The sequence below is a fragment of the Streptomyces sp. LBL genome (assembly GCF_029893585.1).
In the GTDB taxonomy this organism is placed as follows: domain Bacteria; phylum Actinomycetota; class Actinomycetes; order Streptomycetales; family Streptomycetaceae; genus Streptomyces.
This window is the reverse complement of sequence record NZ_JARXYX010000028.1, coordinates 14,411-36,381: the sequence shown is the minus strand read 5'-3', so window position 1 is coordinate 36,381 and position 21,971 is coordinate 14,411. Positions and strand designations below refer to the sequence as shown.

Annotated in this window: 20 protein-coding genes; 4 read left to right on the top strand and 16 right to left on the bottom strand. The window is 70.1% G+C overall.

Features of this window, described 5'->3' with window-relative positions:
* Positions 1-24: 24 nt before the first annotated feature.
* The 10 genes from M2271_RS29600 to M2271_RS29555 all read right to left on the bottom strand — a co-directional run bounded on the left by M2271_RS29600 (position 25) and on the right by M2271_RS29555 (position 10,010).
* On the bottom strand, positions 25-639 hold the full coding sequence (locus tag M2271_RS29600; protein ID WP_280890437.1) for a response regulator transcription factor: 615 nt from the start codon (positions 637-639) through the stop codon (positions 25-27).
* On the bottom strand, positions 636-1,823 hold the full coding sequence (locus M2271_RS29595) for a histidine kinase (protein WP_280890529.1): 1,188 nt from the start codon (positions 1,821-1,823) through the stop codon (positions 636-638). The genes M2271_RS29600 and M2271_RS29595 overlap by 4 nt, the downstream gene beginning before the upstream one ends.
* 5 nt (positions 1,824-1,828) lie before the next feature.
* Positions 1,829-2,569: an ABC transporter permease gene (locus tag M2271_RS29590; RefSeq protein ID WP_280890436.1), complete on the bottom strand. Its 741-nt coding sequence runs from the start codon at positions 2,567-2,569 to the stop codon at positions 1,829-1,831.
* Positions 2,566-3,516, bottom strand: coding sequence for an ABC transporter ATP-binding protein (locus M2271_RS29585; RefSeq protein WP_280890435.1), 951 nt, complete (start codon positions 3,514-3,516; stop codon positions 2,566-2,568). Before M2271_RS29585 ends, M2271_RS29590 begins: the two co-directional genes overlap by 4 nt.
* Positions 3,517-3,805: 289 nt before the next feature.
* Complete coding sequence (locus M2271_RS29580) at positions 3,806-6,412, bottom strand: hypothetical protein (protein ID WP_280890434.1); 2,607 nt, start codon at positions 6,410-6,412, stop codon at positions 3,806-3,808.
* A gap of 158 nt (positions 6,413-6,570) precedes the next feature.
* Positions 6,571-6,984: a DUF6113 family protein gene (locus tag M2271_RS29575; RefSeq protein WP_280890433.1), complete on the bottom strand. Its 414-nt coding sequence runs from the start codon at positions 6,982-6,984 to the stop codon at positions 6,571-6,573.
* A complete protein-coding gene (mshB, locus tag M2271_RS29570; protein WP_280890432.1) occupies positions 6,981-7,922 on the bottom strand; it encodes an N-acetyl-1-D-myo-inositol-2-amino-2-deoxy-alpha-D-glucopyranoside deacetylase in 942 nt (313 codons plus the stop codon). The genes M2271_RS29575 and mshB overlap by 4 nt, the downstream gene beginning before the upstream one ends.
* A 106-nt stretch (positions 7,923-8,028) precedes the next feature.
* The gene (locus M2271_RS29565) at positions 8,029-8,376 is read right to left on the bottom strand and encodes a hypothetical protein (RefSeq protein ID WP_280890431.1); all 348 of its coding nucleotides are present in this window, start codon (positions 8,374-8,376) and stop codon (positions 8,029-8,031) included.
* A 67-nt stretch (positions 8,377-8,443) separates the two neighbouring features.
* Positions 8,444-9,322, bottom strand: a complete 879-nt coding sequence (locus tag M2271_RS29560) for a helix-turn-helix domain-containing protein (protein ID WP_280890430.1) — start codon at positions 9,320-9,322, stop codon at positions 8,444-8,446.
* A gap of 202 nt (positions 9,323-9,524) precedes the next feature.
* The gene (locus tag M2271_RS29555) at positions 9,525-10,010 is read right to left on the bottom strand and encodes an ATP-binding protein (protein ID WP_280890429.1); all 486 of its coding nucleotides are present in this window, start codon (positions 10,008-10,010) and stop codon (positions 9,525-9,527) included.
* 155 nt (positions 10,011-10,165) lie between these two features.
* On the opposite strand from M2271_RS29555, the gene M2271_RS29550 reads away from it, so the two are divergent.
* Positions 10,166-11,044 carry a helix-turn-helix transcriptional regulator gene (locus tag M2271_RS29550; protein ID WP_280890428.1) on the top strand — a complete coding sequence of 293 codons (879 nt, stop codon included), beginning with the start codon at positions 10,166-10,168 and terminating at the stop codon, positions 11,042-11,044.
* Complete coding sequence (locus M2271_RS29545; protein ID WP_280890427.1) at positions 11,041-11,256, top strand: DUF397 domain-containing protein; 216 nt, start codon at positions 11,041-11,043, stop codon at positions 11,254-11,256. The genes M2271_RS29550 and M2271_RS29545 overlap by 4 nt, the downstream gene beginning before the upstream one ends.
* 62 nt (positions 11,257-11,318) lie before the next feature.
* On the opposite strand, the gene M2271_RS29540 is transcribed toward M2271_RS29545, so the two are convergent.
* On the bottom strand, positions 11,319-11,513 hold the full coding sequence (locus M2271_RS29540) for a hypothetical protein (RefSeq protein WP_280890426.1): 195 nt from the start codon (positions 11,511-11,513) through the stop codon (positions 11,319-11,321).
* A gap of 177 nt (positions 11,514-11,690) precedes the next feature.
* On the opposite strand from M2271_RS29540, the gene M2271_RS29535 reads away from it, so the two are divergent.
* Positions 11,691-13,808: a prolyl oligopeptidase family serine peptidase gene (locus M2271_RS29535; protein WP_280890425.1), complete on the top strand. Its 2,118-nt coding sequence runs from the start codon at positions 11,691-11,693 to the stop codon at positions 13,806-13,808.
* 245 nt (positions 13,809-14,053) lie between these two features.
* Here the strand turns inward: M2271_RS29535 and M2271_RS29530 are convergent, their stop codons facing one another.
* Genes M2271_RS29530 through M2271_RS29510 form a run of 5 tightly spaced genes read right to left on the bottom strand, consistent with a single transcriptional unit; the run spans position 14,054 to position 19,645 of the window.
* Positions 14,054-15,106: a dipeptide ABC transporter ATP-binding protein gene (locus M2271_RS29530; RefSeq protein WP_280890424.1), complete on the bottom strand. Its 1,053-nt coding sequence runs from the start codon at positions 15,104-15,106 to the stop codon at positions 14,054-14,056.
* Entirely contained in the window at positions 15,099-16,082 is a 984-nt protein-coding gene (locus tag M2271_RS29525; protein WP_280890423.1) for an ABC transporter ATP-binding protein, read from the bottom strand. The genes M2271_RS29530 and M2271_RS29525 overlap by 8 nt, the downstream gene beginning before the upstream one ends.
* A gap of 7 nt (positions 16,083-16,089) precedes the next feature.
* Entirely contained in the window at positions 16,090-17,079 is a 990-nt protein-coding gene (locus M2271_RS29520) for an ABC transporter permease (protein ID WP_280890422.1), read from the bottom strand.
* Positions 17,072-17,995, bottom strand: coding sequence for an ABC transporter permease (locus tag M2271_RS29515; RefSeq protein ID WP_280890421.1), 924 nt, complete (start codon positions 17,993-17,995; stop codon positions 17,072-17,074). Before M2271_RS29515 ends, M2271_RS29520 begins: the two co-directional genes overlap by 8 nt.
* Positions 17,996-18,001: 6 nt before the next feature.
* Complete coding sequence (locus M2271_RS29510) at positions 18,002-19,645, bottom strand: ABC transporter substrate-binding protein (protein WP_280890420.1); 1,644 nt, start codon at positions 19,643-19,645, stop codon at positions 18,002-18,004.
* Between the two features lie 436 nt (positions 19,646-20,081).
* Between M2271_RS29510 and M2271_RS29505 the strand changes: the two genes are divergently transcribed.
* Complete coding sequence (locus tag M2271_RS29505; RefSeq protein ID WP_280890419.1) at positions 20,082-21,953, top strand: ABC transporter substrate-binding protein; 1,872 nt, start codon at positions 20,082-20,084, stop codon at positions 21,951-21,953.
* Positions 21,954-21,971 lie beyond the last annotated feature (18 nt).

Genomic DNA, 21,971 nt, shown 5'->3' with positions numbered 1-21,971 from the left:
CCAAGCCGCATACGGCCAGGCCGACTACAGCCACCCCTTCTCCCGTGCGATCCGCACCGCCTCCGCCCTGTTCCGTACCGCCAGTTTCTGGATGGCCGTCGAGAGGTAGTTGCGGACCGTGCCCTGGGAGAGGTGCAGGGTCACTGCCAGTTCCGCGTTCGTGGAACCGTCCGCAGCCGCCCGCAGCACCTCCCGCTCCCTGTCCGTCAGGGGGTTCGCGCCCTCCGCCAGGGCCGCCGCCGCCAGCGTCGGGTCGATGACCCGTTCGCCCGCCAGGACCTTGCGGACCGCTGCCGCCAGTTGGGCGGCGGGGGCGTCCTTGACGAGGAAGGCGTCGGCGCCGGCTTCCATGGCGCTGCGGAGGTAGCCGGGGCGGCCGAAGGTGGTGAGGACGACCAGCTTCAACTCCGGGAGTTCCCGGTGGAGTTGCGCGGCGGCCTCGATGCCGGTGGCGCCCGGCATCTCGATGTCCAGGAGGGCCACGTCCACCGCGTGTGCCCGGGCGGCGGCCAGTACCTCGTCGCCGCGAGCCACCTGGGCGATCACCTCGATGTCGTCCTCGAGGCCGAGCAGTGCGGCCAGGGCCTCGCGGACCATCGACTGGTCCTCGGCGAGCAGCACCTTGATCGTGCGGGTCATGCGCCGGATCCTACGTCGGCCGAAGGGCCGACGGGCACGCGGGCGGCCAGGCGGAAGCCGTGCCGGGTCCCGGCCGCGTCCAGGGAACCGCCCGCCTTCTCCAGGCGTTCGGTGAGGCCGGCCAGACCGTTGCCGGGGCCGGCACCCGAGCCGCCGGAGCCGTCGTCCTCGACGGAGAGTTCGAGGACGGGCCCGTCGAGGGTCTGGTGCCGGACGAGACCGACCGTGCACCGGCGGGCGCCGCTGTGCCGTACGACGTTGGTGACCGCCTCGCGCAGCGCCCAGGCGAGGGCCGACTCGCTCTTCTCGGGGACACCGGTGAGGTCGGGGTCGGCGGGCAGTACGGCGGTGACGCCCGCCGCTGTCAGGGCCACCCGGACGCCGGCGAGTTCCGCGGTCAGGCGGGGGCGGCGGTAGCCGGTGACCGCCTCACGGACGTCGACCAGGGCCTGGCGGCTGACCTCTTCGATGTCGGCGACCTGCTGGGCGGCCTTCTCGGGGTGGGCAGGCAGCATCCGGCCCGCGAGCTCGCTCTTGAGGGTGATCAGGGACAGGGAGTGGCCGAGCAGATCGTGCAGGTCGCGGGCCAGGCGCAACCGCTCCTCGTTCGCCGCCAGTTGGGCGACCGTGGCACGGGCCTCGCGCAACTCGACGGTGGTCCGCACGAGTTGGCGTACGCCGGTCATCGCGAACCCGATGAGCAGGACCAGGAGAACCAGGTCGAGCGCCTCGTCCTCGCCGACGTGCAGGCCGACCAGGGTCATCGCGCCGGCGGTCAGCGGGATCGTCCAGTACGCCGCCCGCAGCGGGAGCGTGGCGCCGCAGGCGACGGCGACGTACACGAAGAGGCCGAGCCAGTGCGGGCCGAGGGTGAGGCTCAGCAGGACGGCGAGCGCACCGAGGACGGCGATCAGGGCACCGACGAGCCGGGCCGGCAGCGACGACCTGCTCATGTTCCGGAACACCAGGGTCAGATACGTCCCGACGAAGACCGCCAGGCCCAGCCAGCCGGCCACCGTGCCGCCGGTGGTGTGGTGGCCGGAGGCCAGGTCGTGGACCGGCGGGCTGAGGAAGACCAGCCAGACGCCGATCCACAGCACCTTGGGCAGCAGTTCACGCCGACTGCGGGGAGACTGCCCCAGGGGCATCAGCGGCAACTCCCCGGCCGCACGGCCCTGCCTCATGACGCTCACGCCTTCAACGTGTCCTTCCGGTACAGCCACGCCGCCCCGCCCGCGAACAGGGCGAAGTAGACGACGAGGAGGGTGATGTCCTTGGTGTGGGGCGACTGGCTCTGCTCGATCGCCTGCCCGAGCGCAGCGTACGCGTGGGTGGGCAGCCACTCGGCGATGTCCTGCAGCCAGGCCGGGAACGTCGTCGTCGGCATCCACAGCCCACCCAGCATCGACAGGCCGAAGTAGGTCAGCATCGTGATCGGGCGGACCGCGTCCCCGCTGGCGAGGTAGCCGATGGCGACGCCGAGCGCGGCGAAGACGAGGCTGCCGGCCCAGATCGCGCCGGTCAGCGCGAGCCACTGCCAGGCGTCCAGCCGTACGTCCTTCACGGCCCCGGCGACGACGAAGACGATCACGATGGACGGAAGGCTCACGACCGCGGCACTCGCGGTCTTCGCGAGGACATAGCCGTGCCCCGGCAGCGTGGTCAGCCGCAGCTGCCGCACCCAGCCGGCCTCCCGCTCCTTGGCGATGCGCTCACTGTTGCCCATCAGGACGGCGGTGAGGGCGCCGAAGGAGGCCATGGAGACCATCATGTACGTCGCGAGGGTCAGGCCGGTCCCGTCGACCTTCGTGGTCCTGTCGGCGTTGCCCGCGATGATCAGAAACAGGACCGAGGGGTAGATCACCGAGAAGAACAGGAACTTGCGGTTGCGCAGGGCGCGGGTGAGTTCCAGTTTGATGAGGCTGTTCACAGCGACTTCGCCTCCTCGGCGGCGGTGATGGCGACGAAGGCCTGCTCCAGACCGAGGCCGGCGACTTCGAGGTTGCGGGGATAGAGGCCGAGGCCGTAGAGGGCGTGGACGGTCGCGTCGGCGTCGGTGGACTGGATACGGATCGTCTGGCCCGAGCCCGCGGCGGAGCCGCTTTTGGCCACGGTGAGCGAGGTCAGGAACGGGAGCGCCCGGATCGGCGGCTCGTCGATCTCGCCCTCCAGGTCGAAGGAGATCCGGCGGGCGCCCGCCTTGGCCTTGATCTCGGCGGCCGTGCCGTCGGCGAGCAGCCGGCCGCGGTGCAGGACGAGGACGCGGTCGGCGATGGCGTCGGCCTCTTCGAGGTAGTGGGTGGCGAACAGGACCGTACGTCCCTGGTCGGCCTGTTCGCGCATGGTGGCCCAGAAGCCCTGACGGGTGGTGACGTCCATGCCGGTGGTCGGTTCGTCCAGGACGATCAGGTCGCTGTCCCCGGCGGTGGCGAGCGCGAAGCGGACCCGCTGGGCCTGGCCTCCGGAGAGTTTGTTGACCTTGCGGTCGGCTATCTGCGAGACGCCCGCGCGAGCGAGCACGTCGGAGGGGCGGTACGGCTTCGGGTGCAGGTCGCAGGCGAGCCGGACCAGCTCGGCGACCGTCACCTCGTCCATCAGGCCGCCGCTCTGCAGCATCGCGCCCACCCGCCCGGCGACGATCGCCTCGCGCGGGGTGGTGCCGAAGAGGCGGACGGTGCCGGTGTCGGGGTGCTTGAGCCCGAGCAGCAGGTCGAGGGTGGTGGACTTGCCGGCGCCGTTGGGGCCGAGCAGCGCCACGGTCTCCCCCGGGCGCAGGGTCAGCGTCAGACCGTCCACGGCCCGTACGCTCCCGTAGGTCTTGCTCACCTGATCGAATCCGACCACCGGGGCGGTCGTGGTCACAGCCGTCGTCGTCATGTGGTCCAGGATGGCCGCCGAGGCCGGGCGCCCGGCAGTGTCGGCGATCCCGACAACCGCATGACAGATGTCACTGCCGGCATGTGACGTGGGGGCGAGAGAACAACGGGCGCCGACGGGACGCCGGGGGCGATCCGTCGGGGCGATGCGCCGGGGCGATGCGCCGGGAGCCGGTTGGTGATCGGGCTGCCGGTGCCGCCGGGGGCCCGGTGAGGAGGCTCACGACGCTGTCGGAGGAGCCCGGTGGTGTCCGGGCTCCTCCACGGTGTGCGGCTGGGAGGTGCGCCGGCTAACTCGGGTTCGTGTCGATCGTGGCGACGCGGGTCGCCGCCGTCTTGCCGAGAAGCGCCGGGCGCATCGCGTCGATCACGTCCTGGGGCGACACCGGGGCCTTCTCACCGTTGGCCCGGGTGATCAGTACGGCGTCGAAGGCTCCGCCGTACAACCCCTTCAGCGCGGCGGTGTCGTAGGTCTCGACCAGCTTGCCCTGGGCGTCGGGCCTGGCCCCGAGGAACTTCCACAGCGAGTTCTCCGGGCTGAACTTGACCTCCACCGCGCCGGCCTTGACCGTCACGAGGTCCGACATCGCCGGCTTCGCGAACTCCTTCATGAACCGGTCGACCTCGGCGTTCGAGACCTTCGGCTGCTGGGCGGTCGTCGGGACGGCCACCGGATCGGTGGTGCCGGTCTCGACCTGGGTGCGGAAGGCCGCCGCGACCGCGTCGGTCGACTTGTCGACGTCTACGCCCTTGCCCGCCTTGCCGTAGACGGCAACGGCCTTGCCCGACTTGAACGTGACCGTGCCCTCGGTGACCGAGCCGGAGCCGCCGGCGGCGTCCTGGAGTTCCGCGTGCAGTTTCTCCTCGTCGACCGGCAGGACCGGGGCGACCACCCGGTGGTTGCCGAAGAGCGAGCCGATCACGGAGACCGGGTTGTAGTCGCTCTGGGCCGCCGCGCTCGCCGTGGACTGCATGTCGAACTGGAGGCCGGCCTGCTCCGGCTTGAGCGTGACCGTCCTGCCGTCCACCGCGAGCTTCAGGTCCTTTTTCACCTGCGGGTCGAAGGCCTTGTTGAGCTTCTCGACGGCGTCGTCCCGGGTGCCGCCGCCGATGTCGACGCCGAGCACGGTGGTGCCCTTGGGCACGTCGGTGTGGTTCATCAGCAGCCCGGCGCCGTAGGCACCGCCGCCGATGACGAACACGGCGACACCGAGCAGCACCAGCTTGCTGCGCCCCTTCTTCTTCTTTTTGGGCGCGGAGGCGGCCGGCGCGTTCTGCGTACCGGTGCCGGGCGGCTTCGGGGCCGTCCGCTGGGCCGGGCCGTCGGTGTGCGCGCCGGGCGGGAAGCTCGCCGTGCGGTCTGACGGCACGACGGGGATACCGCTGGTGACGGTGTGCCCGGACACGTTGTCGGCGGCTCCCCCGAAGCCGGGGCGACCGGGTTCGGGGGCGGGCTTCTGCGGGGTGAGGATCGCGGTGTCGTCACTCAGCCCGCCGGGGCCTGAGGCGGGGCCCGCACCGGGACCGCGACCGGCGTGGGGGCCGGGGGCACCGGGGGCACCGGGGGTGCCGGGTCCGGCGAGACCGGAGGGGCCGTTCGGGCCGCCGGGGCCGCCCGGCCCCCTGGTCCCACCAGGCCCACCAGTACCGGAGGGGCCACCGGGCCCGCCGATGCCGGAGGGCCCACCAGGCCCGCCGATGCCGCCAGGAGCACCCGGGGCGCCGGGGCCGCCCGGGCCGCCGGGTCGCCCGCCGAAGGTGTCACCCGCGCCGAAGCTGTCGGGCGCGTTGAAGTCGCGCGATCCGTCGAGGCCGTTGGCACCCGGGCCGGCGGGCGGGATGGCCAGTGGTCCGTCGCCGGTGACCGGGCCGCTGGTCGGGCCCGCGGGGCCCTGCGGACCGCCGTGACCGCCGCCAGGCCCGCCGCGGCCGTTCGACCCGCTGAAGCCGCTCGGACCCCCCGGACCGCTCGGGCCCCCCGGGCCACCCGTACCGCCGTACGCGCCCTGGCCGTTCTGGCTGCCCGGGGCGCCCTGGCTGCCGTAACCGCTCAGATCCTGGTCGTACGCACTCAAAGGGCTCTGCCCGCCCGGACCACTCTGACCGCCCGGACCACTCTGACCACCTGGGCCACTCTGACCACCCGGGCCACGCTGACCGCCGCCGTTCTCCGAGAAGTACGGCAGGTCGTCGCGGCGCGGTTCGCCGGGGCGGGAGCCGTTGCCCGGCGAGCCGGCGGCCAGTGCCTCGGTGACGTCGAAGGAACCGGTGCCGCCGCCGTGCCCGGGGGCCACCGGGCCGCCGGTCGCACCGGTCAGCCCGGCACCGTGCGTACCGCCGGAACGCGGGCCGCCCGGAATGCTCATGGAACCGACCACGCCACCGGGACGCGTACCGCCGGAAGCAGCCGCACCGCCGCCCGAGGCAACCGCACCCGAAACTCCCGGCACACCGGCCCCGTTGGTCGAGCCGCTGCCCGGACCACCCTTGGCCGGCCCGGACTTGCGGGGCGCGAACCAGTCGCTGGTCTTCTCCTCACCACCCGGCCCGGACTCGGCGGGCGGTGCGACCGTGCCCGTGGGCGGGTCGGAGCCCGGCGCCGACACCTCGGCGTCCTTGCTGTCGTCGGTGGCCGCGGTGGCCGCGGTGGCCGCGATCTCGCCGACGGGCTGGCGCATGACGACCGGCGGAATGGGCCGCGATCCGGGGATGTTGATCCGGATCCGGGTCGTCAGTGTGGTCTCGGTCTTGCGTTCTTCCGGCCGCGCGGCCGAACGGCCCGCGTCCGGGCCGCCGTCGGACACCGCGGGCGTCCCGTACGGCGGGGTGCCCGAGGGGTAGGCGGCTCCGCCGCGCCCGTTGGGCCCGGAGGACGAACTGTCAGTTTCACGACTCAAGGCAGGTTCTCCCGGTTGGCTCCGCCGCCCGCGTTACGACCTCTCTCGGGCGACTCGGCGGCGCGCACCACCATACTGGCCACTTCCCGCGCGTATCCCACGACCGCTGGGGAAACCATCACGGGACTCCCACCGACGTCGTACGGCGAAGTGGTACGTCACTTGCCAAGTCGGACGTCATCGCCGTCCGGTTGCCGCCCCGGGCCAAGGGTGGCGCAGATCACAGCCACAGCCATGCCTCCGAGCAGGAAGAGGTACGAGCCCCCACCCGCGGCGAAGACGAAGTCGCCCTCCGGACGGCTGACGGTGGCCAGGATGACCGCGATGATCCACCCACCGGCCGGCGCGACGGCTCCGGCCCGGCTGCCGGCGGCCCGCGCCCCGCCCAGACACAGCCCCGCCTCACCGGCCAGTGCGAGCAGCAGACCGCCCGGGAACCAACCGGCCTGCACCAGCGCCCCAGCCACCCCTACGACCGCGCCGAGCACGAAAAGCCCCAGGTAGGCGGCGGCCCGCCCGAAGGACGGCCGCTGCAGCGGCTGCGCCAGCATGGAAGTCGCCCGCTCACTCATGACGCCTCCTCGACGCCGTCGGACTCGACGCCCGCCGACCTGACACCCTCCGGCTCGACGCCCTCCGACGGGATCCCCGCGAACAGGTCCGTCTCTCGTACACCCGCCCGTTCACCCGCTCGTTCACCTGCCCGTTCGCCAGACACCAGCTCGTAGTACTCGCTGGTGAACACAGGCTGCGCGAGTTCGTTGGAGAGGATGAAGTACAGCCCGGCGACTGTGATCTGGGTGGCGTGCGCCCGCATCGCGGCCGTCTTGGCGGCGGCGTACGCGGAGCCGTCGATCTCCGCGGTGATCCGCTCGTCGTCGACGACCCCCGGTACGTCCTCGATGACGGCGGACTCGGTGAAGGGGAGGCCGGGCAGCTCCCGCTCCAGCCGGGCGAAGGCCTTCTCGGCGACGGGGCGAGGCATCCGGTTCCAGTAGACCTTGTCGACCCGGTATCCCGCCTCCGCGGCCAGCTCGACGGCCCGCATGGCGACGCGGTGGGCCTGGATGTGGTCGGGATGGCCGTAGCCGCCGTTCTCGTCGTACGTGACGAGGACCTGCGGGCGTACCTCGCGGATCACGTCGACGAGGTACCCGGCGGCCTCGTCGACGTCGGCCTGCCAGAAGCAGGCGGGGTCGTCGTTGTCGGCGAGGCCCATCATCCCGGAGTCCCGGTAGCGGCCCACGCCGCCCAGCTGGCGGAAGTCGTCGACGCCGAGCGCACCCATCGCGGCGGCGAGCTCACGCAGCCGGCACTCGCCCAGGGCGGCGCCGGTCAGATGCGCCAGTTCGGGCGGGATGACCTCGCCGCGCTCGCCGAGCGTGCAGGTGACCAGAGTCACCCGGGCACCCTCGGCGGCGTACCGGGCCATGGTCGCGCCGTTGTTGATCGACTCGTCGTCCGGGTGCGCGTGCACCAGCAGCAGACGCCGGGCGGGCAGTTCCGTCATGGGGCCACCCTACGAGGCCTCCGGCAGCCTGGGTGTCCGGGTGACCATCTGCCCGCTCAGGTGCGGCCGGTCTCTTCTGCACCGAAGGCGTATTCCCACTTCCAGCTCACTCGCGAACTGCCCTCAGCGCCTCTTCGAGGACCGCACTCAACTCGCGAAGGGCTTCCTGCGCGACGGCCGGATCCTCGTGTTCCAGAGCATTCTCCGCCTCGGTGTAGCGGGCGGACAGGTCCGGTCGCCGGGCGATCTCGATCTCCCTGGCCCAGATCAGGACCCAGCTCCGCACCGCACTGAGCGACTGCCACTCGACCGCTTTGGCGAAAGCCTCGTCCTTCATGGCCTGCATCTCTTCCAGGCGGGACGGAGCGACGACAGCAAGAGCAGCACGCAAGGCATCGGGAGTCAGTTCAGGACGGGGGACCAACTCGTGCCCGTGGTCGGCCTGAGTGCTCATGGTGTCCTCCAGAGGATGCCCTGGCCAGGGTATCCGGACCGAGCGCAAGGAACCGGACACAACAGGCTCAGGCGACGGCGGAAACGGGAGTGCGGCAGTCATGGCAGCGTCCTCGGGTTGGGGAGCGGAAGGCGCGGTCGCAGCCGTCGCAGTTCTGGAGCGGGTGCCGGACCGTCGGCGGCGGGGTCTGCGCGCGGAACGGCGGCAGGGGTGGAAGCTGGACCGCCAAGCGGTGAGCCAGGAGGGCGGCGGGACGGCGTGGTCCCTCGGGCGGCAGGTCGGCGGTGAGCGCGTGGCGTACGGCTGCGGGGGTGACGTCCCGCTCCAGCCAGGCAGCGACACCCGGAGCGAGGTGTGCCGTGTCGCAGGCGGAGAGGAGCAGGCGGGAGTCCTGGCGGCGGAGGTCGGCGAGGAGGTCGGTGGCGGCCTGGAGGAGAGCGGGCGCGGGGTGGCCTGGGCGCGGTACGGCGGGGAGGGGCTTGCGGGGCGCGCGCTTCTTCGGTTGCTTCGGTTGCGTCGGGGTCCCCGGAGCGTGGTCGACAGCCGATTTACCCTGGTGGCCGGGCTGGTTGCAGGAGATCGTACGGGTGACGATACGGCCGCCGGGGACCCGTTCGCGGACGCGACTGAGGTAGCCGTGGACCTCCAGCTCACGCAGGGCGGCGGCGATGCGGGTGGCGCCCTCGGGGAAGCGGGAGGTGAGGGTCTTGATGTCGACGCGGGCGCCCTTGGGCAGCGACTGGATGTGCAGGGCGAGCCCGATCGCGACGAGCGAGAGCTCGGGGTGCTGAGCGAGGTGGTTGCCGACGACCGTGAAGCGGGTGGTGTGGCGGGTGTGGTCGTGGTCGAGACCACCGGGGTACTGCTGGGGGCGCCGGTTCGGGTGCTTGTACCCCGCAACAGGGCCACGGGCACGCGAGGGCGCGCTAGGGTTCTGCCTATCCATCGGGAAGGTCCTTGCTTCCTTGGTGGTGAGGCCCTCGCACTGGGATTGCCGTCCCGGCGAGGGCCGCTGCATGTCTGCGGTTGTGTTGCGCTGAGCGTAAGGCAGGCAATGGGCCCGGAAGCCAGCCGAGTTGGCGATGTTCACTCGCGCGGGTGACGGGCCTGCGGCGCGGGCGGGAGGGGTGGGGCTTGGCCTGGTTCTTTCACCTTCGTGGTTCTTGAAAGAGGGCGCCCCTCGCACCGAAGCACGCGTTTCTGCGCTCCGGTGAGAGGTCGAGTTCCGCCCAGATCGTCTTGCGCGGGTGCGGTCCCTGGGTGACGCCCCAGCGGTCGGCCAACCCCTCGACGAGGACCAGGCCCCGACCGGACTCGGCGTCGGATCCGGAATCTTGGAGGCGGGGCAGACGGTCCCCGCACGTGTCGGTCACCTCGATGCGCAGGGTGTCCGCGACGAGGTGGAGGGCAACCCGGAAGTCCCGCCCGGGAACGCGGCTGTGCGTGGCCGCGTTGGCCGCGAGTTCGGCGACGAGTTGGCGTGCCGGGTCGAAGGGGAGACCCCACGCACGGAGTTGCTCCGTGGCGAGCAGCCGGGCGAGGCGGGCCCCGCGAGGCGTGGGTGACAGCTGCACGCCGAAGGTGCGGATGTGGTGGTCGGGCTGGGTCTCGGGAGTGACGGATTTCTGGATCACGTCACTCAGAGTGTCCGCATACGCCTACCGTGAACAGTGACGACTCGGTTGCGTACGGTGACCGTCCGCGCGTTGTCCGGCCGTGTCCGGGCTGTCGGAACCGGCCCTACGGGGAGGAGTCGTCGCGGCACAGGCGTACGACGGAGAGGTGCGAGATGCAGCAGGTGGACGGCAACGCGGCGCGACTCAAGACCGAGACGGACGAGCCGGGTTGGGAGGTGGATCCGGACGACGACTGGGGTCTCGCGGTGGTGGCCACGGTGGGGCGGCAGCTGAAGCTGCGACGGGAGGCGGTGGGGATGCGTGCCGCCGACTTCGGGGAGGCCGTCGGGTACGGCGAGGACCTCGTCTACAAGATCGAGGGTGGGAAGCGGATTCCCCGGCCCGAGTATCTGGACAAGGCCGACGAGGTACTGGGAGCGGCCGGGCTGCTCTCGGCGATGAAGGAGGACGTGAAGAAGGTCCGGTACCCGAAGAAGGTGCGGGATCTGACGCAGAGGGAGGCGAAGGCGGTCGAGCTTCAGCTCTACGACCCGCTGAGCATCCATGGGTTGCTGCAGACACCGGAGTACGCCCGCGGGCTGCTGTTGATGCGGCGCCCCGCCTACACCGCAGACGAGGTCGAGCGGTTCATCGCCGCCCGTGTGGCCCGCAAGGCCGTCTTCGAGCGGGACCCCGCGCCTGAACTCAGTTTCGTCCTGGAGGAGTGGACGCTTCGACGTCCACTCGGAGGGAGGACGGCATTGCGGTGCCAGCTCGAACACCTGCTTGCGGCAGGGCAGTTGCGGAACGTCGAGCTACAGGTGATGCCCATGGATCGGGAGGAACACGCCGGAGTGGACGGCGGGATCGAGGTGCTGAAGTTCGCTGATGGCTCGGCCGTCGGGCGTTCGCCGGTCGTAGCCAACGGCCGACCTGTCTTCGAGCCCAGGCAGCTCCGTATCCTCGAACTGCGGTATGGCATCATCCGAGCTCAGGCGCTCACCCCACGTGAGTCGACAACCTTCATCGAGAAATTGCTGGGGGAAACATGATCCACAACGTTGCGGCCGAGAGCACCTCAGACCTGGCGTGGTTCAAGAGCAGTTACAGCAGCGGCAGCGAGGGCGACTCCTGCGTCGAACTCGCCACCACCGCCGCCACCGCCACCATCCACGTGCGCGACTCAAAGAACGCGGATGGCCCGCGCCTCGCCTTCTCGCCCACCACTTGGTCAGCCTTCGTGCCGTACGCGTCCGAAGGCTGACCAGGGCGCGGCACCGGCACGCGCCGGTGTGTACCGGTACGTGCCGGTACACACCGGTGCGGTCAGAACTTGATGCTGCCGATCATGCCCGCGATGTTCGTCGTCAGATTGCTGATCGTCGGAGCGATCGTCGACGAAGCCAGGTAGAAGCCCAGAAGGATGCACACAACGGCGTGCCCGCCCTTCAGTCCTGACTTCTTGACCAGCAGGAAGACGACGATCGCCAGCAGCACCACCGCCGAAATCGAGAGTGCCACGGCAGCTCACCTCCACAGATCCCTAGAGCGCGGGGGTTCGGACTAAGGGGGCAGATAAATCCACACAGCAGCCAGCAGGTTCATACCCACTGTGCGCTAGTGATCATAACTATCCGCACGCGCGCATCGATCGGCGCACAGCCTCACAAGGGGGCGCATGGCCAATATGGTCAGGGGATGACGACCGAGGCTGACTCCTTCCCCCGACGGCACGCCCGTACCCAGAGGTTCACGCTCGGCGCGCCGCGCGCGTTCACCGTGGCGCCCGACGGTTCACGTGTCGTGTTCCTGCGCTCGGGCTCAGGCACCGACCGGGCCAACTCGCTGTGGGTACTGGATCTTCCGGACGGCGGGGAGCGCGTGGCGGCCGACCCGCGCCCCCTTCTGGGAGGTGCGACGGAGCACCTCTCACCCGAGGAACGGGCACGGCGCGAGCGCAGCCGTGAGGGCGGTGCCGGCATCGTCGGCTACGCCACCGACGCCGCCGTGGAGTTGGCGTGTTTCGCCTTGTCAGGGCGGCTTTTCGCGGCGGAGCTGCAAGCCGGTACGGCACGTGAACTCCGCGTCCCCGGGCCGGTGATCGACCCGCGCCCCTCTCCCGACGGGCGGCACATCGCGTACGTCGCGCGGGGCGCCCTGCGGGTGACGAACGTGGGGGGCGAGGGCGACCGGGCGCTGGCGGAGCCCGAGTCGGACCAGGTCACCTACGGTCTGGCGGAGTTCATCGCGGCCGAGGAGATGGGCCGTACGCGGGGCCTGTGGTGGTCGCCGGAGTCGGACCGGCTGCTGGTGGCACGCGTGGACGACACGCCGGTACAGCGGTGGTGGATCTCCGACCCGGCCCATCCGGAGCGTGATCCACACCACGTCCCGTATCCGGCGGCGGGCACGGACAACGCGGACGTACGGCTGTTCGTGATCGGTCTGGACGGGAGCCGCACGGAGGTCGTCTGGGACTGGGCGCGGTATCCGTATCTGGCGCGTGTGCACTGGTCAGCGGCGGGTGCGCCGCTGCTGCTCGTACAGGCGCGCGACCAGCGCAGCCAGCTGTTCCTGGCGGTCGACCCGGAGACGGGCGCCACCCGGATGGTGCACGCGGATGAAGATCCAACTTGGCTTGATCTTTTCCCCGGGGTGCCGTGCTGGAGCCCGTCCGGGCAGCTGGTGCGCATCGCCGACGAGGGCGGCGCGCGGGTCCTGGCGGTCGGCGAACGGCCGCTCACCGGGGCCCAGTTGCACGTCCGTGCGGTGCTGGACGTCTCCGACCACGACGTGCTGGTCTCGGCCTCGGCGGGCGTGGAGGCCGAGTTCCCGGAGATCGGCGAGGTACACGTGTACCGGGTGAACGAGCTCGGAGTGGAGCGCGTGTCCCAGCGGCCCGGCGTGCACTCGGCGGTGCGCGCCGCAGACGTGACCGTGCTGGTGTCCACGGCTCTGGACCGGCCGGGCGCCCGGGTGCGGGTACTGCGCGACGGTCAGCGGACGGCGATGGTCACCTCGCACGCCGAAGACCCTGGCATGTCCCCGCGCGTGACGCTCACCGAGGGGGGCGCACGGCGAATCCCGTGCGCCGTGCTTATGCCTCAGGACTACCACGGCGACATTCCCCTTCCGGTTTTGATGGATCCCTACGGTGGTCCGCACGGCCAGCGGGTGGTCGCCGCGCACAACGCGCACCTCACCTCGCAGTGGTTCGCCGACCAGGGTTTCGCGGTGGTCGTCGCCGACGGCCGCGGCACCCCCGGCCGCTCCCCCGCCTGGGAGAAGGCGGTCCACCACGACTTCACCGTGACCCTGGACGACCAGGTCGACGCCCTCCAGGACCTCGCGAAGCGGTACCCGCTGGACCTGTCCCGGGTGGCGATCCGCGGCTGGTCGTACGGCGGTTGGCTGGCCGGGCTCGCGGTGCTGCGCCGCCCGGACGTCTTCCACGCGGGCATCGCGGGCGCCCCGGTGACGGACATGCGGCTGTACGACACCCACTACACGGAGCGCTACCTGGGCGACCCGGGCGCGCACCCGGAGTCGTACGCGAAGAGTTCCCTGGTCACGGACGAGGGCCTGTCCTCGCCGGCCGAGCCGCACCGGCCGCTGATGATCGTGCACGGCACGGCCGACGACAACGTGGTCTTCGCCCACACCCTGCGCCTGTCCTCCGCCCTCCTGGCCGCCGGCCGCCCGCACGAAGTGCTGCCGCTGTCCGGGGTGACCCACATGACCCCGCAGGAACAGGTGGCGGAGAATCTGCTGCTGCTCCAGGTGGACTTCCTCCGGCGCTCTCTCGAACTGGGCTGAGCGACGACACTCCACAGAGCACCGCAACCATCAATCGAGGAACCACGACGAAGCACCGACCAGGTCCGCGAGAGCGGCGCCGGTTCAGGCGCAAAAAGGGGCAGCGGGCCGGGAGACACATGGCGCTCCCGGCCCGCTTACGGCACCCGCACGGCCGTACGCTGTTCAGCCTGACGTGTCCGTATATCGAGATCGGGTCGGCCAAGTTGCCTGCGTGTTAACGCGGTTGTTGTGCATTTGTGCGGTTATTCCTGCCCTCCGGCAAGGTCGTCCTCCGGCGGCACCACCCGCTTCTCCTCCGCGAAGTGGCAGGCCGAGTCATGGGCCGCCGGGCCCGGCAGATACCGGAACTCGGCGGGCACCGCCAGCACCGGGACCTCCAGGGCGCAGCGCTCCTGTGCCTTCCAGCAGCGGGTGCGGAAGCGGCAGCCGGAGGGAATGTTCGTCGGGGACGGGACGTCGCCGACGAGGATGATCCGTTCCCGGTGCTCCCGGGCCGCCGGGTCGGGCACGGGGACGGCGGACAGCAGGGCCTGGGTGTAGGGGTGCGTGGGATGGTCGTAGATCTCGGCGTCCTTGCCGGTCTCGACGATCCGGCCGAGGTACATGACCCCGACGCGGTCCGAGATGTGCCGGACGATCGACAGGTCGTGCGCGATGAAGACGTACGAAAGGTCGAACTCGTCCTGGAGCCCCGCCATCAGGTTGATGACCTGCGCCTGCACGGACACGTCCAGCGCGGACACCGGTTCGTCGGCGACGATGATCTCGGGGCGCAGCGCCAACCCCCGGGCGATGCCGATGCGTTGGCGCTGGCCGCCGGAGAACTGGTGCGGATAGCGGTTGATGTACTCGGGGTTGAGACCGACGACGTCGAGGAGTTCCTGCACCTTGCGGCGGCGGTCGCCCTTCGGGGCCACCTCCGGGTGGATGTCGTACGGCTCCCCGATGATGTCGCCGACCGTCATGCGCGGGTTGAGCGAGGTGTACGGGTCCTGGAACACCATCTGGATGTTGCGGCGGACCGCCTTCAGCGCGCGGCCGGAGAGTTTGCTGATGTCCACGCCCTTGTAGCGGATCTCCCCCGCCGTCGGCTTCTCCAGGTTGACCAGCATCCTGGCGACCGTCGACTTGCCGCAGCCGGACTCGCCGACGATGCCGAGGGTTTCGCCCCGGTTCAGGGTGAAGTCGACGCCGTCGACCGCCTTCACCGCGCCGATCTGCTTCCTGAAGAGGATGCCCTGGGTGAGCGGGTAGTGCTTGACCAGCCCGCCCACCTCCAGGATCGGCTCAGCCATGGAGGCACTCCCGCCAGAAGTGGCAGGCGCTGCCCCGGTCCGCGCCCGACTCGGTCACCTCGTACAGCGGGGGTACGTCGGTGCGGCACACGTCCTGGGCCATCGGGCAGCGCGGGTGGAAGGGACAGCCGGGCGGGATGTTCATGAGGTTGGGCGGCAGCCCCTTGATGGCGTAGAGCTCGTGGCCCTTCTGGTCCAGGCGCGGGATGGAGTCCAGCAGGCCGCGGGTGTACGGGTGGGCGGGCGCCTTGTAGATGTCGTGGACCGGCGCCGACTCGACGATCCGGCCCGCGTACATCACGACGATCCGGTCGGCCACGTCGGCGACCACACCCAGGTCGTGGGTGATCAGGATCAGCCCCATGTCGTACTCGCGCTGCAACTCGGCGAGCAGCTCCATGACCTGGGCCTGGACCGTGACGTCGAGGGCGGTCGTGGGCTCGTCGGCGATGATCAGCGCGGGCTCCAGTGCGAGCGCCATCGCGATCATGATGCGTTGGCGCATACCGCCGGAGAACTGGTGCGGGTACTGCCTCACCCGCTCCTTGGCGCCCGGGATGCGGACGTGGTCCATGAGTTCGACGGCCTTCGCCCGGGCGTCCTTGCGGGACATCCCCCGGTGGACCGTGAACATCTCGCCGAGCTGGTCGCCGACGCTCAGCACCGGGTTCAGGGACGACAGCGCGTCCTGGAAGATCATCGCCATCCGGGCGCCCCGGACCCGCCGCCGTTCCTCCTCCTTGAACGTCAGCAGGTCCCTGCCCTGGAAGAGGATCTCGCCGCCGGTGATCCGTCCCGGGGGCATGTCGAGGATCCCCATCACGGCCTGGGCGGTCACCGACTTGCCGGAGCCGGACTCGCCGAGCACGGCGAGGGTCTCGCCCGCGTCCACGCTGTAGTCGACGCCGTTGACGGCCTTGGCGACACCGTCCCGGGTCCGGAACTCCACGTGCAGGTCACGTACTTCGAGCAGCACGGCCGACTCACCTCAGCTTCGGGTCGAGGGCGTCGCGCACCGCGTCGCCGAGCATGATGAACGCGAGCACGGTGAGCGCGAGCGCCCCGGCCGGCCAGAGGAGCATGTGGGGGGCCTGGCGGATGTACGGGGACGCCGCGGAGATGTCGATGCCCCAGCTGACCGTGGGCGGCTTCAGTCCGACGCCGAGGTACGACAGGGTCGCCTCCAGCGCGATGTACGTGCCGAGTGCGATGGTCGCCACGACGATCACCGGCGCGATGGCGTTGGGCGTGATGTGCCGCAGGAGGATGCGGGAGTGGGAGGCGCCCAGGGCCCGCGCGGCCTGCACGTAGTCGTTGTGCTTGGCGGTGATGACGGAGCCGCGGGCGATGCGGGAGACCTGCGGCCAGCCCAGCAGCACCATGAACCCGATGACCGGCCAGACGGTGTTGCTGGTCACCACGGACAGCAGGACCAGACCGCCGAGGACGACCGGGATCCCGAAGAACACGTCGGTGATCCGGGACAGGAACGAGTCGGAGAGCCCGCCGAAGAACCCGGCGAGCCCGCCGAGGACCGAGCCCAGCAGGGTCACCCCGAGCGTGGCGCAGACGCCGACCGTGACGGACGTACGGGCGCCGTAGACGGTGCGGGTGTAGACGTTGCAGCCCTGGCCGTCGTAGCCGAACGGCGCACCGGGCTGGGAGCCCTCCTGGGCCTTGGCGAGGTCGCACGTGAGGGGGCTGCCGGAGGCGATCAGCGACGGCCAGATGGAGATGACGACGAGGAAGAGGATCACCAGGGCGGAGATGACGAAGACCGGGTTGCGGCGCAGGTCGCGCCAGGCGTCGGACCAGAGGGAGCGGGGTTTGCCCGCCGGGCCCCCGTCGTCCGGGCCGCCCGGGGCCCGCTCCAGCGTCTCGCCCTCGCTGGTGGCGAGGTCCATCGCGCCGCCCATGCCGGTGGCGGCTACGGCCCCCTCGGACTCGTAGGACTCGTAGGACTGCTCAGGCATAGCGGATCCTCGGATCGAGTACGGCGTACAGGAGGTCGACGAGGAGGTTGGCGACGAGGAAGACCAGGACGAGGACCGTCACGAAGCCGACGACGGTCTGGGTGTTCTGGCGGAGGATGCCCTGGTAGAGCTGGAAGCCGACGCCGTGGATGTTGAAGATCCGCTCGGTGACGATCGCGCCGCCCATGAGGGCGCCGATGTCCGTGCCGATGAAGGTGACCACGGGGATGAGTGAGTTGCGCAGCAGGTGCCGGGTGATGACCCGGCGCCGGGGCAGGCCCTTGGCGACGGCCGTGCGGACGTAGTCGGACCGCTTGTTCTCCGCGATGGAGGTGCGCGTCAGCCGGGTCACGTAGGCGAGCGAGACCGAGGCGAGCACGAGGCCCGGCACGATCAGCTCGCCGAAGCCGGCGTCGGTGGAGACCGACGGTTTGATCCAGCCCCACTCGACGCCGAGCAGGAGCTGGAGCAGCAGACCGGTGACGAAGGTGGGGACGGAGATCACGACGAGGGTGAAGAGGAGGACCGAGGTGTCGACGGGGCGTCCGCGGCGCAGGCCCGTGATCACGCCCAACGTGATGCCGATGACGATCTCGAAGAGGATCGCCACGATCGTCAGCCGGATGGTGACCGGGAACGCCGTCCTCATCAGTTCGGTGACCTTCTGGCCGTTGAACGCCGTCCCGAAGTCGCCGGTGAAGACGTTCCCCATGTAGGTCAGGTACTGCTGCCAGACCGGCTTGTCGAGGCCGAACTCCTTCTCCAACTGGGCGGTGGTCGCCGGGTCGCACTGCTTGTCTCCGCACAGTCCCGCGATGGGGTCGCCCATCACGTTCACCATCAGGAAGATCAGCAGGGTGGCTCCGATGAAGACAGGGATCATCTGCAGCAGTCGCCGCACGACGTACCGCCCCATGCCGGCTCAGCCGACCTTGATCTCGTTGTAGACAGGGACGCTGAACGGGTTGAGCTTCACGTTCGACAGCCGGTCCGAGTAGCCGGCGCTGCCGTTCTGGTACCAGAGCGGGATCGCCGCCATGTTGTCCCGGACGACCCCCTCGGCCTGCTGGAAGAACCCGACGGCCTTGGCGGTGTCGCTCTCGGCGTTGGCCTGGTCGACGAGGTGGTCGAAGTCCTTGTTGGACCACTTGCCGTCGTTGGAGGAGGCGTTGGTGTAGTAGAGCGGCTGGAGGAAGTTCTGGATGAGGGGGTAGTCCATCTGCCACCCCGCCCGGAACGGGCCGTTCATCTTCTTCTGGGTGATCTGGCTGCGGAAGTCCGCGAAGGTGCCGACCGGGTTGCCGACGCAGGCCTTGTCGTTGCCGAGGGCGTTGTTGATGGAGTTGCAGACCGCGTCGACCCACTCCTTGTGGGAGCCGGTGTCCGCGTTGTACGAGATCGTGACCTGGCCGCCGGGAAGCCCGCCGCCCTCCTGGACCAGCTTCTTGGCCTGGCCGGGGTTGTAGTCGCAGGCACTCCCGCACAGGCCGTCCTTGAAGCCGCCGTCCTTGCCGAGGACCGGGGAGGTCCAGTCGGTGGCGGGGGTGCGGGTCTTCTGGAAGATCGTGTCGGTGATCTGGTCGCGGTTGATCGCCATGGACAGGCCCTGGCGGACCTTCACCGTGCCGGACTTGTTCCAGTCGCTGTCGTAGAACGGGAAGGCGAGGGTCTGGATGATGCCGGCAGGGGTGTTGATGTACCGGCCGCCCAGGTCGCTCTTGACGTTCTTGAGCTGCGCGGCGGGGATGTCGTCGGCGAGGTCGAGGTTGCCGGCCATCAGGTCGGTGTAGGCGGTGTTGTTGTCGGTGTAGACCTTCAGGTCCACCCCGCCGTTCTGCGCCTTGTCCGGGCCGGGGTAGCCGTCCCACGCGCGCAGGGACATCTGGGAGCCCTTGGTGTACGAGTCGATGGTGTACGGGCCGTTGCCGACGGGCCGGCTCACCCAGGCGGCGTGGTCGTCGAAGAAGGTCTGGGGCAGCGGGGCGAAGGCGGAGTAGCCGAGGGTGTCCGGGAACGTCGAGAACTTCTGGTTGAGCTTGACGGTGAAGGTCCTGTCGTTGACGACCTTCAGCCCGGAGAGGGTGTTGGCGCTCTGCGTGCCGCTGCCCGGGTGAACCTTGTCGTAGCCCTCGATGTACCCGAAGAAGTACGCGTTCTTCTGGTTGTTCTTCAGGCTGGCGCCGTAGTTCCAGGCGTCGACGAAGGACTTCGCGGTGACCGCCTCGCCGTTGCTGAACTTCCAGCCGCTCTTGATGGTGATGGTGAAGTTCTGCGAGTCCGAGGTGGCGATCTTCTGGGCGAGCATGTCCTCGGCCGCGCCGGTCTGCGGGTCGTACCTCTTCAGATTCCGGAAGATCATGTCGAGGACCTTGCCGCCCTGCACCTCGTTGGTGTTGGCCGGCTCCAGCGGGTTCTGCGGGTCTCCCCAGGAGGCACTGAGCACCGCGCCGCTGTCCGCGCTGCTCCCGGTGCCGCTGCCGCTGTCGCTTCCGCAGCCCGACGCCGCGAGGGCTGCCGCAGCCGCGCAAGCGGCCCACTTGGCGTGCGGGTGCGTGGCTCCACGCATGGAGTGCCTCCTCCTGAGTGCCCGTGCAGTGCCCGTGCAGTGCGCTGTGCAGCCGACGCCGGGACAATGATCTGTTACCGGTCAATATCAGCACAGAACACTCATATCGCACGTGAACACCGGCCGTACGGGTCACCGGCCGCCCAGGAGTGTGAACCGTCACCGGCACGAGGGACAGATGACCGGCACGAGGAACAGAAAGGGGCGGGGGACATCGTCAGGCCGTCACCAGGGGAGCTTCACAGGTGTGGACCAATGGCTGGCTGGTTCCCGTCTCAGGTTTGTTTCCGCAGGCCACACGGTGTTCACGCGCCGTTGACGGGTACGGAGCGGCGCTGATAGACACACACATCATTCCGCCGACGTCCCCCGGTCCGGTCCGAACCGACAGTCCAACAAGCCGTCCCTGTGCGAGCGATGACGCGAGGTCACGACCATGAGCACACAAGTCCACGGCAGGGGGCTCTCGGGCCCGAGGAGATCACGCTCCCGGGCCGGCCGGCTCGTCGCGGCGGTCGGCGCGGCCAGCCTGGTGCTGTCGGCCGGGCTCGCCACCCCGCTCGACCCGGCGCCCCAGCGGGCCGCCGCGGCTGAGGGCAAGAACGTCCTGACCGTCGCGGTCGCGCAGAGCGTGGACTCGCTGAGCCCCTTCCTGGCCCAGCGACTGGTCAGCACCAGCATCCACCGGCTGATGTACGAGTACCTGACCAACTACGACCCCAAGGACAATCACGCCGTCCCGGGCCTGGCCACCAAGTGGCAGTCCTCCGCCGACAAGCTGACCTGGACCTACACGGTCCGCTCCGACTCCAAGTGGTCGGACGGCGAGCAGGCCACCGCCGAGGACGCGGCCTGGACGTTCCACAAGATGATGACCGACGAGGGCGCCGCGACCACCAACGGCAGCTTCGTCGCCAACTTCAGCAAGGTCACCGCGCCCAGCCCGACCCAGCTGGTCATCCAGCTGAAGAAGCCGCAGGCCACGATGACCGCCCTCGACGTGCCGATCGTGCCGAAGCACGTCTGGGAGAAGGTGGGCGACTTCTCGAAGTTCACCAACGACAAGAGCTTCCCCGTCGTCGGGAACGGCCCGTTCGTCCTCACCGACTACCAGCCCGACAGCTACGTACGCCTCAAGGCGAACAAGGACTTCTGGCGGGGCGCGCCGAAGTTCGACGAGCTGGTCTTCCGCTACTACAAGGACCAGGACGCCGCCGTGGCCGCCCTGCGCAAGGGCGAGGTCTCCTTCGTCGCGGGCTCCCCCTCGCTGACGCCCGCCCAGGCGGCCTCCCTCAAGAACGAGAAGAACATCCACGTCAACGACGCCCCCGGCCGCCGCTTCTACGCCCTCGCCGTCAACCCGGGCGCCAAGGCGAGGAACGGCCGGAAGTTCGGCGACGGCGACCCCTCCCTGCTGGACGAGCGGGTACGGCACGCCCTGTTCAGGGCGGTCGACCGCAAGGCCGTCATCGACAAGGTGTTCCAGGGGCACGCCGTCGAGGGCGAGGGATACCTCCCGCCGCGCTTCTCGCAGTACTTCTGGAAGCCCTCGGCGAGCCAGGAACTCGCCTACGACCCAGGGCAGGCCGCCCAGCTCCTCGACCAGGCGGGCTACCGGAAGAACAGCTCCGGCAAGCGCGTCGGCAAGGACGGCAAGCCGATCACGTACCGCGTCCTCTGCCACGCCACCGACCCGAACGACAAGGCGGTCGGCCAGTACCTCCAGGAGTGGTGGGGCAAGCTCGGCATCGGCGTCACCCTCGACTGCCTGGACAACGTCACCGATCCCTGGCTCGCGGGCACCTACGACCTCGCCTTCGACGGCTGGTCCGTCAACCCCGACCCGGACTTCGTCCTGTCGATCCACACCTGCGCGGCCCTGCCCGCCACCCCGAAGGACACCGGCGCCACCGACAACTTCCTCTGCGACAAACCGTACGACGACCTGTACGCGCGTCAGCTCGCCGAGTACGACCCCGCCGAACGGGCCACGATCGTCCGGCAGATGGAGTCGCGGCTGTACGACCTGGGGTACATGAACGTCATGGCGTACCCGAACGCCGTCGAGGCCTACCGGACCGACCAGATCAAGTCGATCCGGACGATGCCGAGCGCGGCGGGCAACATCTACGGCCAGGACGGCTACTGGAGCTGGTGGTCGGCGGTCCCGGCGGACTCCGACGGTTCCTCCGGCGGCTCCGGCACGACCGGTGTCGTCATCGGGGGCGTGGTGGCCGCCGTGGTCCTGGTGGGCGTCGGTGTGTTCGTCGCGCTGCGGCGCCGGTCCACCGCCGACGACCGTGAGTAGCCTCCAGAAGGCCGCCGC

Coding starts and splice junctions, on each gene's coding strand:
- M2271_RS29510 (WP_280890420.1), bottom strand. CDS start 19,645: ATGCGTGGAGCCACGCACCCGCACGCCAAGTGGGCCGCTTGCGCGGCT.
- M2271_RS29600 (WP_280890437.1), bottom strand. CDS start 639: ATGACCCGCACGATCAAGGTGCTGCTCGCCGAGGACCAGTCGATGGTC.
- M2271_RS29505 (WP_280890419.1), top strand. CDS start 20,082: ATGAGCACACAAGTCCACGGCAGGGGGCTCTCGGGCCCGAGGAGATCA.
- mshB (WP_280890432.1), bottom strand. CDS start 7,922: ATGACGGAACTGCCCGCCCGGCGTCTGCTGCTGGTGCACGCGCACCCG.
- M2271_RS29515 (WP_280890421.1), bottom strand. CDS start 17,995: ATGGGGCGGTACGTCGTGCGGCGACTGCTGCAGATGATCCCTGTCTTC.
- M2271_RS29550 (WP_280890428.1), top strand. CDS start 10,166: ATGCAGCAGGTGGACGGCAACGCGGCGCGACTCAAGACCGAGACGGAC.
- M2271_RS29535 (WP_280890425.1), top strand. CDS start 11,691: ATGACGACCGAGGCTGACTCCTTCCCCCGACGGCACGCCCGTACCCAG.
- M2271_RS29565 (WP_280890431.1), bottom strand. CDS start 8,376: ATGAGCACTCAGGCCGACCACGGGCACGAGTTGGTCCCCCGTCCTGAA.
- M2271_RS29595 (WP_280890529.1), bottom strand. CDS start 1,823: ATGAGGCAGGGCCGTGCGGCCGGGGAGTTGCCGCTGATGCCCCTGGGG.
- M2271_RS29575 (WP_280890433.1), bottom strand. CDS start 6,984: ATGAGTGAGCGGGCGACTTCCATGCTGGCGCAGCCGCTGCAGCGGCCG.
- M2271_RS29520 (WP_280890422.1), bottom strand. CDS start 17,079: ATGCCTGAGCAGTCCTACGAGTCCTACGAGTCCGAGGGGGCCGTAGCC.
- M2271_RS29545 (WP_280890427.1), top strand. CDS start 11,041: ATGATCCACAACGTTGCGGCCGAGAGCACCTCAGACCTGGCGTGGTTC.
- M2271_RS29560 (WP_280890430.1), bottom strand. CDS start 9,322: ATGGATAGGCAGAACCCTAGCGCGCCCTCGCGTGCCCGTGGCCCTGTT.
- M2271_RS29530 (WP_280890424.1), bottom strand. CDS start 15,106: ATGGCTGAGCCGATCCTGGAGGTGGGCGGGCTGGTCAAGCACTACCCG.
- M2271_RS29585 (WP_280890435.1), bottom strand. CDS start 3,516: ATGACGACGACGGCTGTGACCACGACCGCCCCGGTGGTCGGATTCGAT.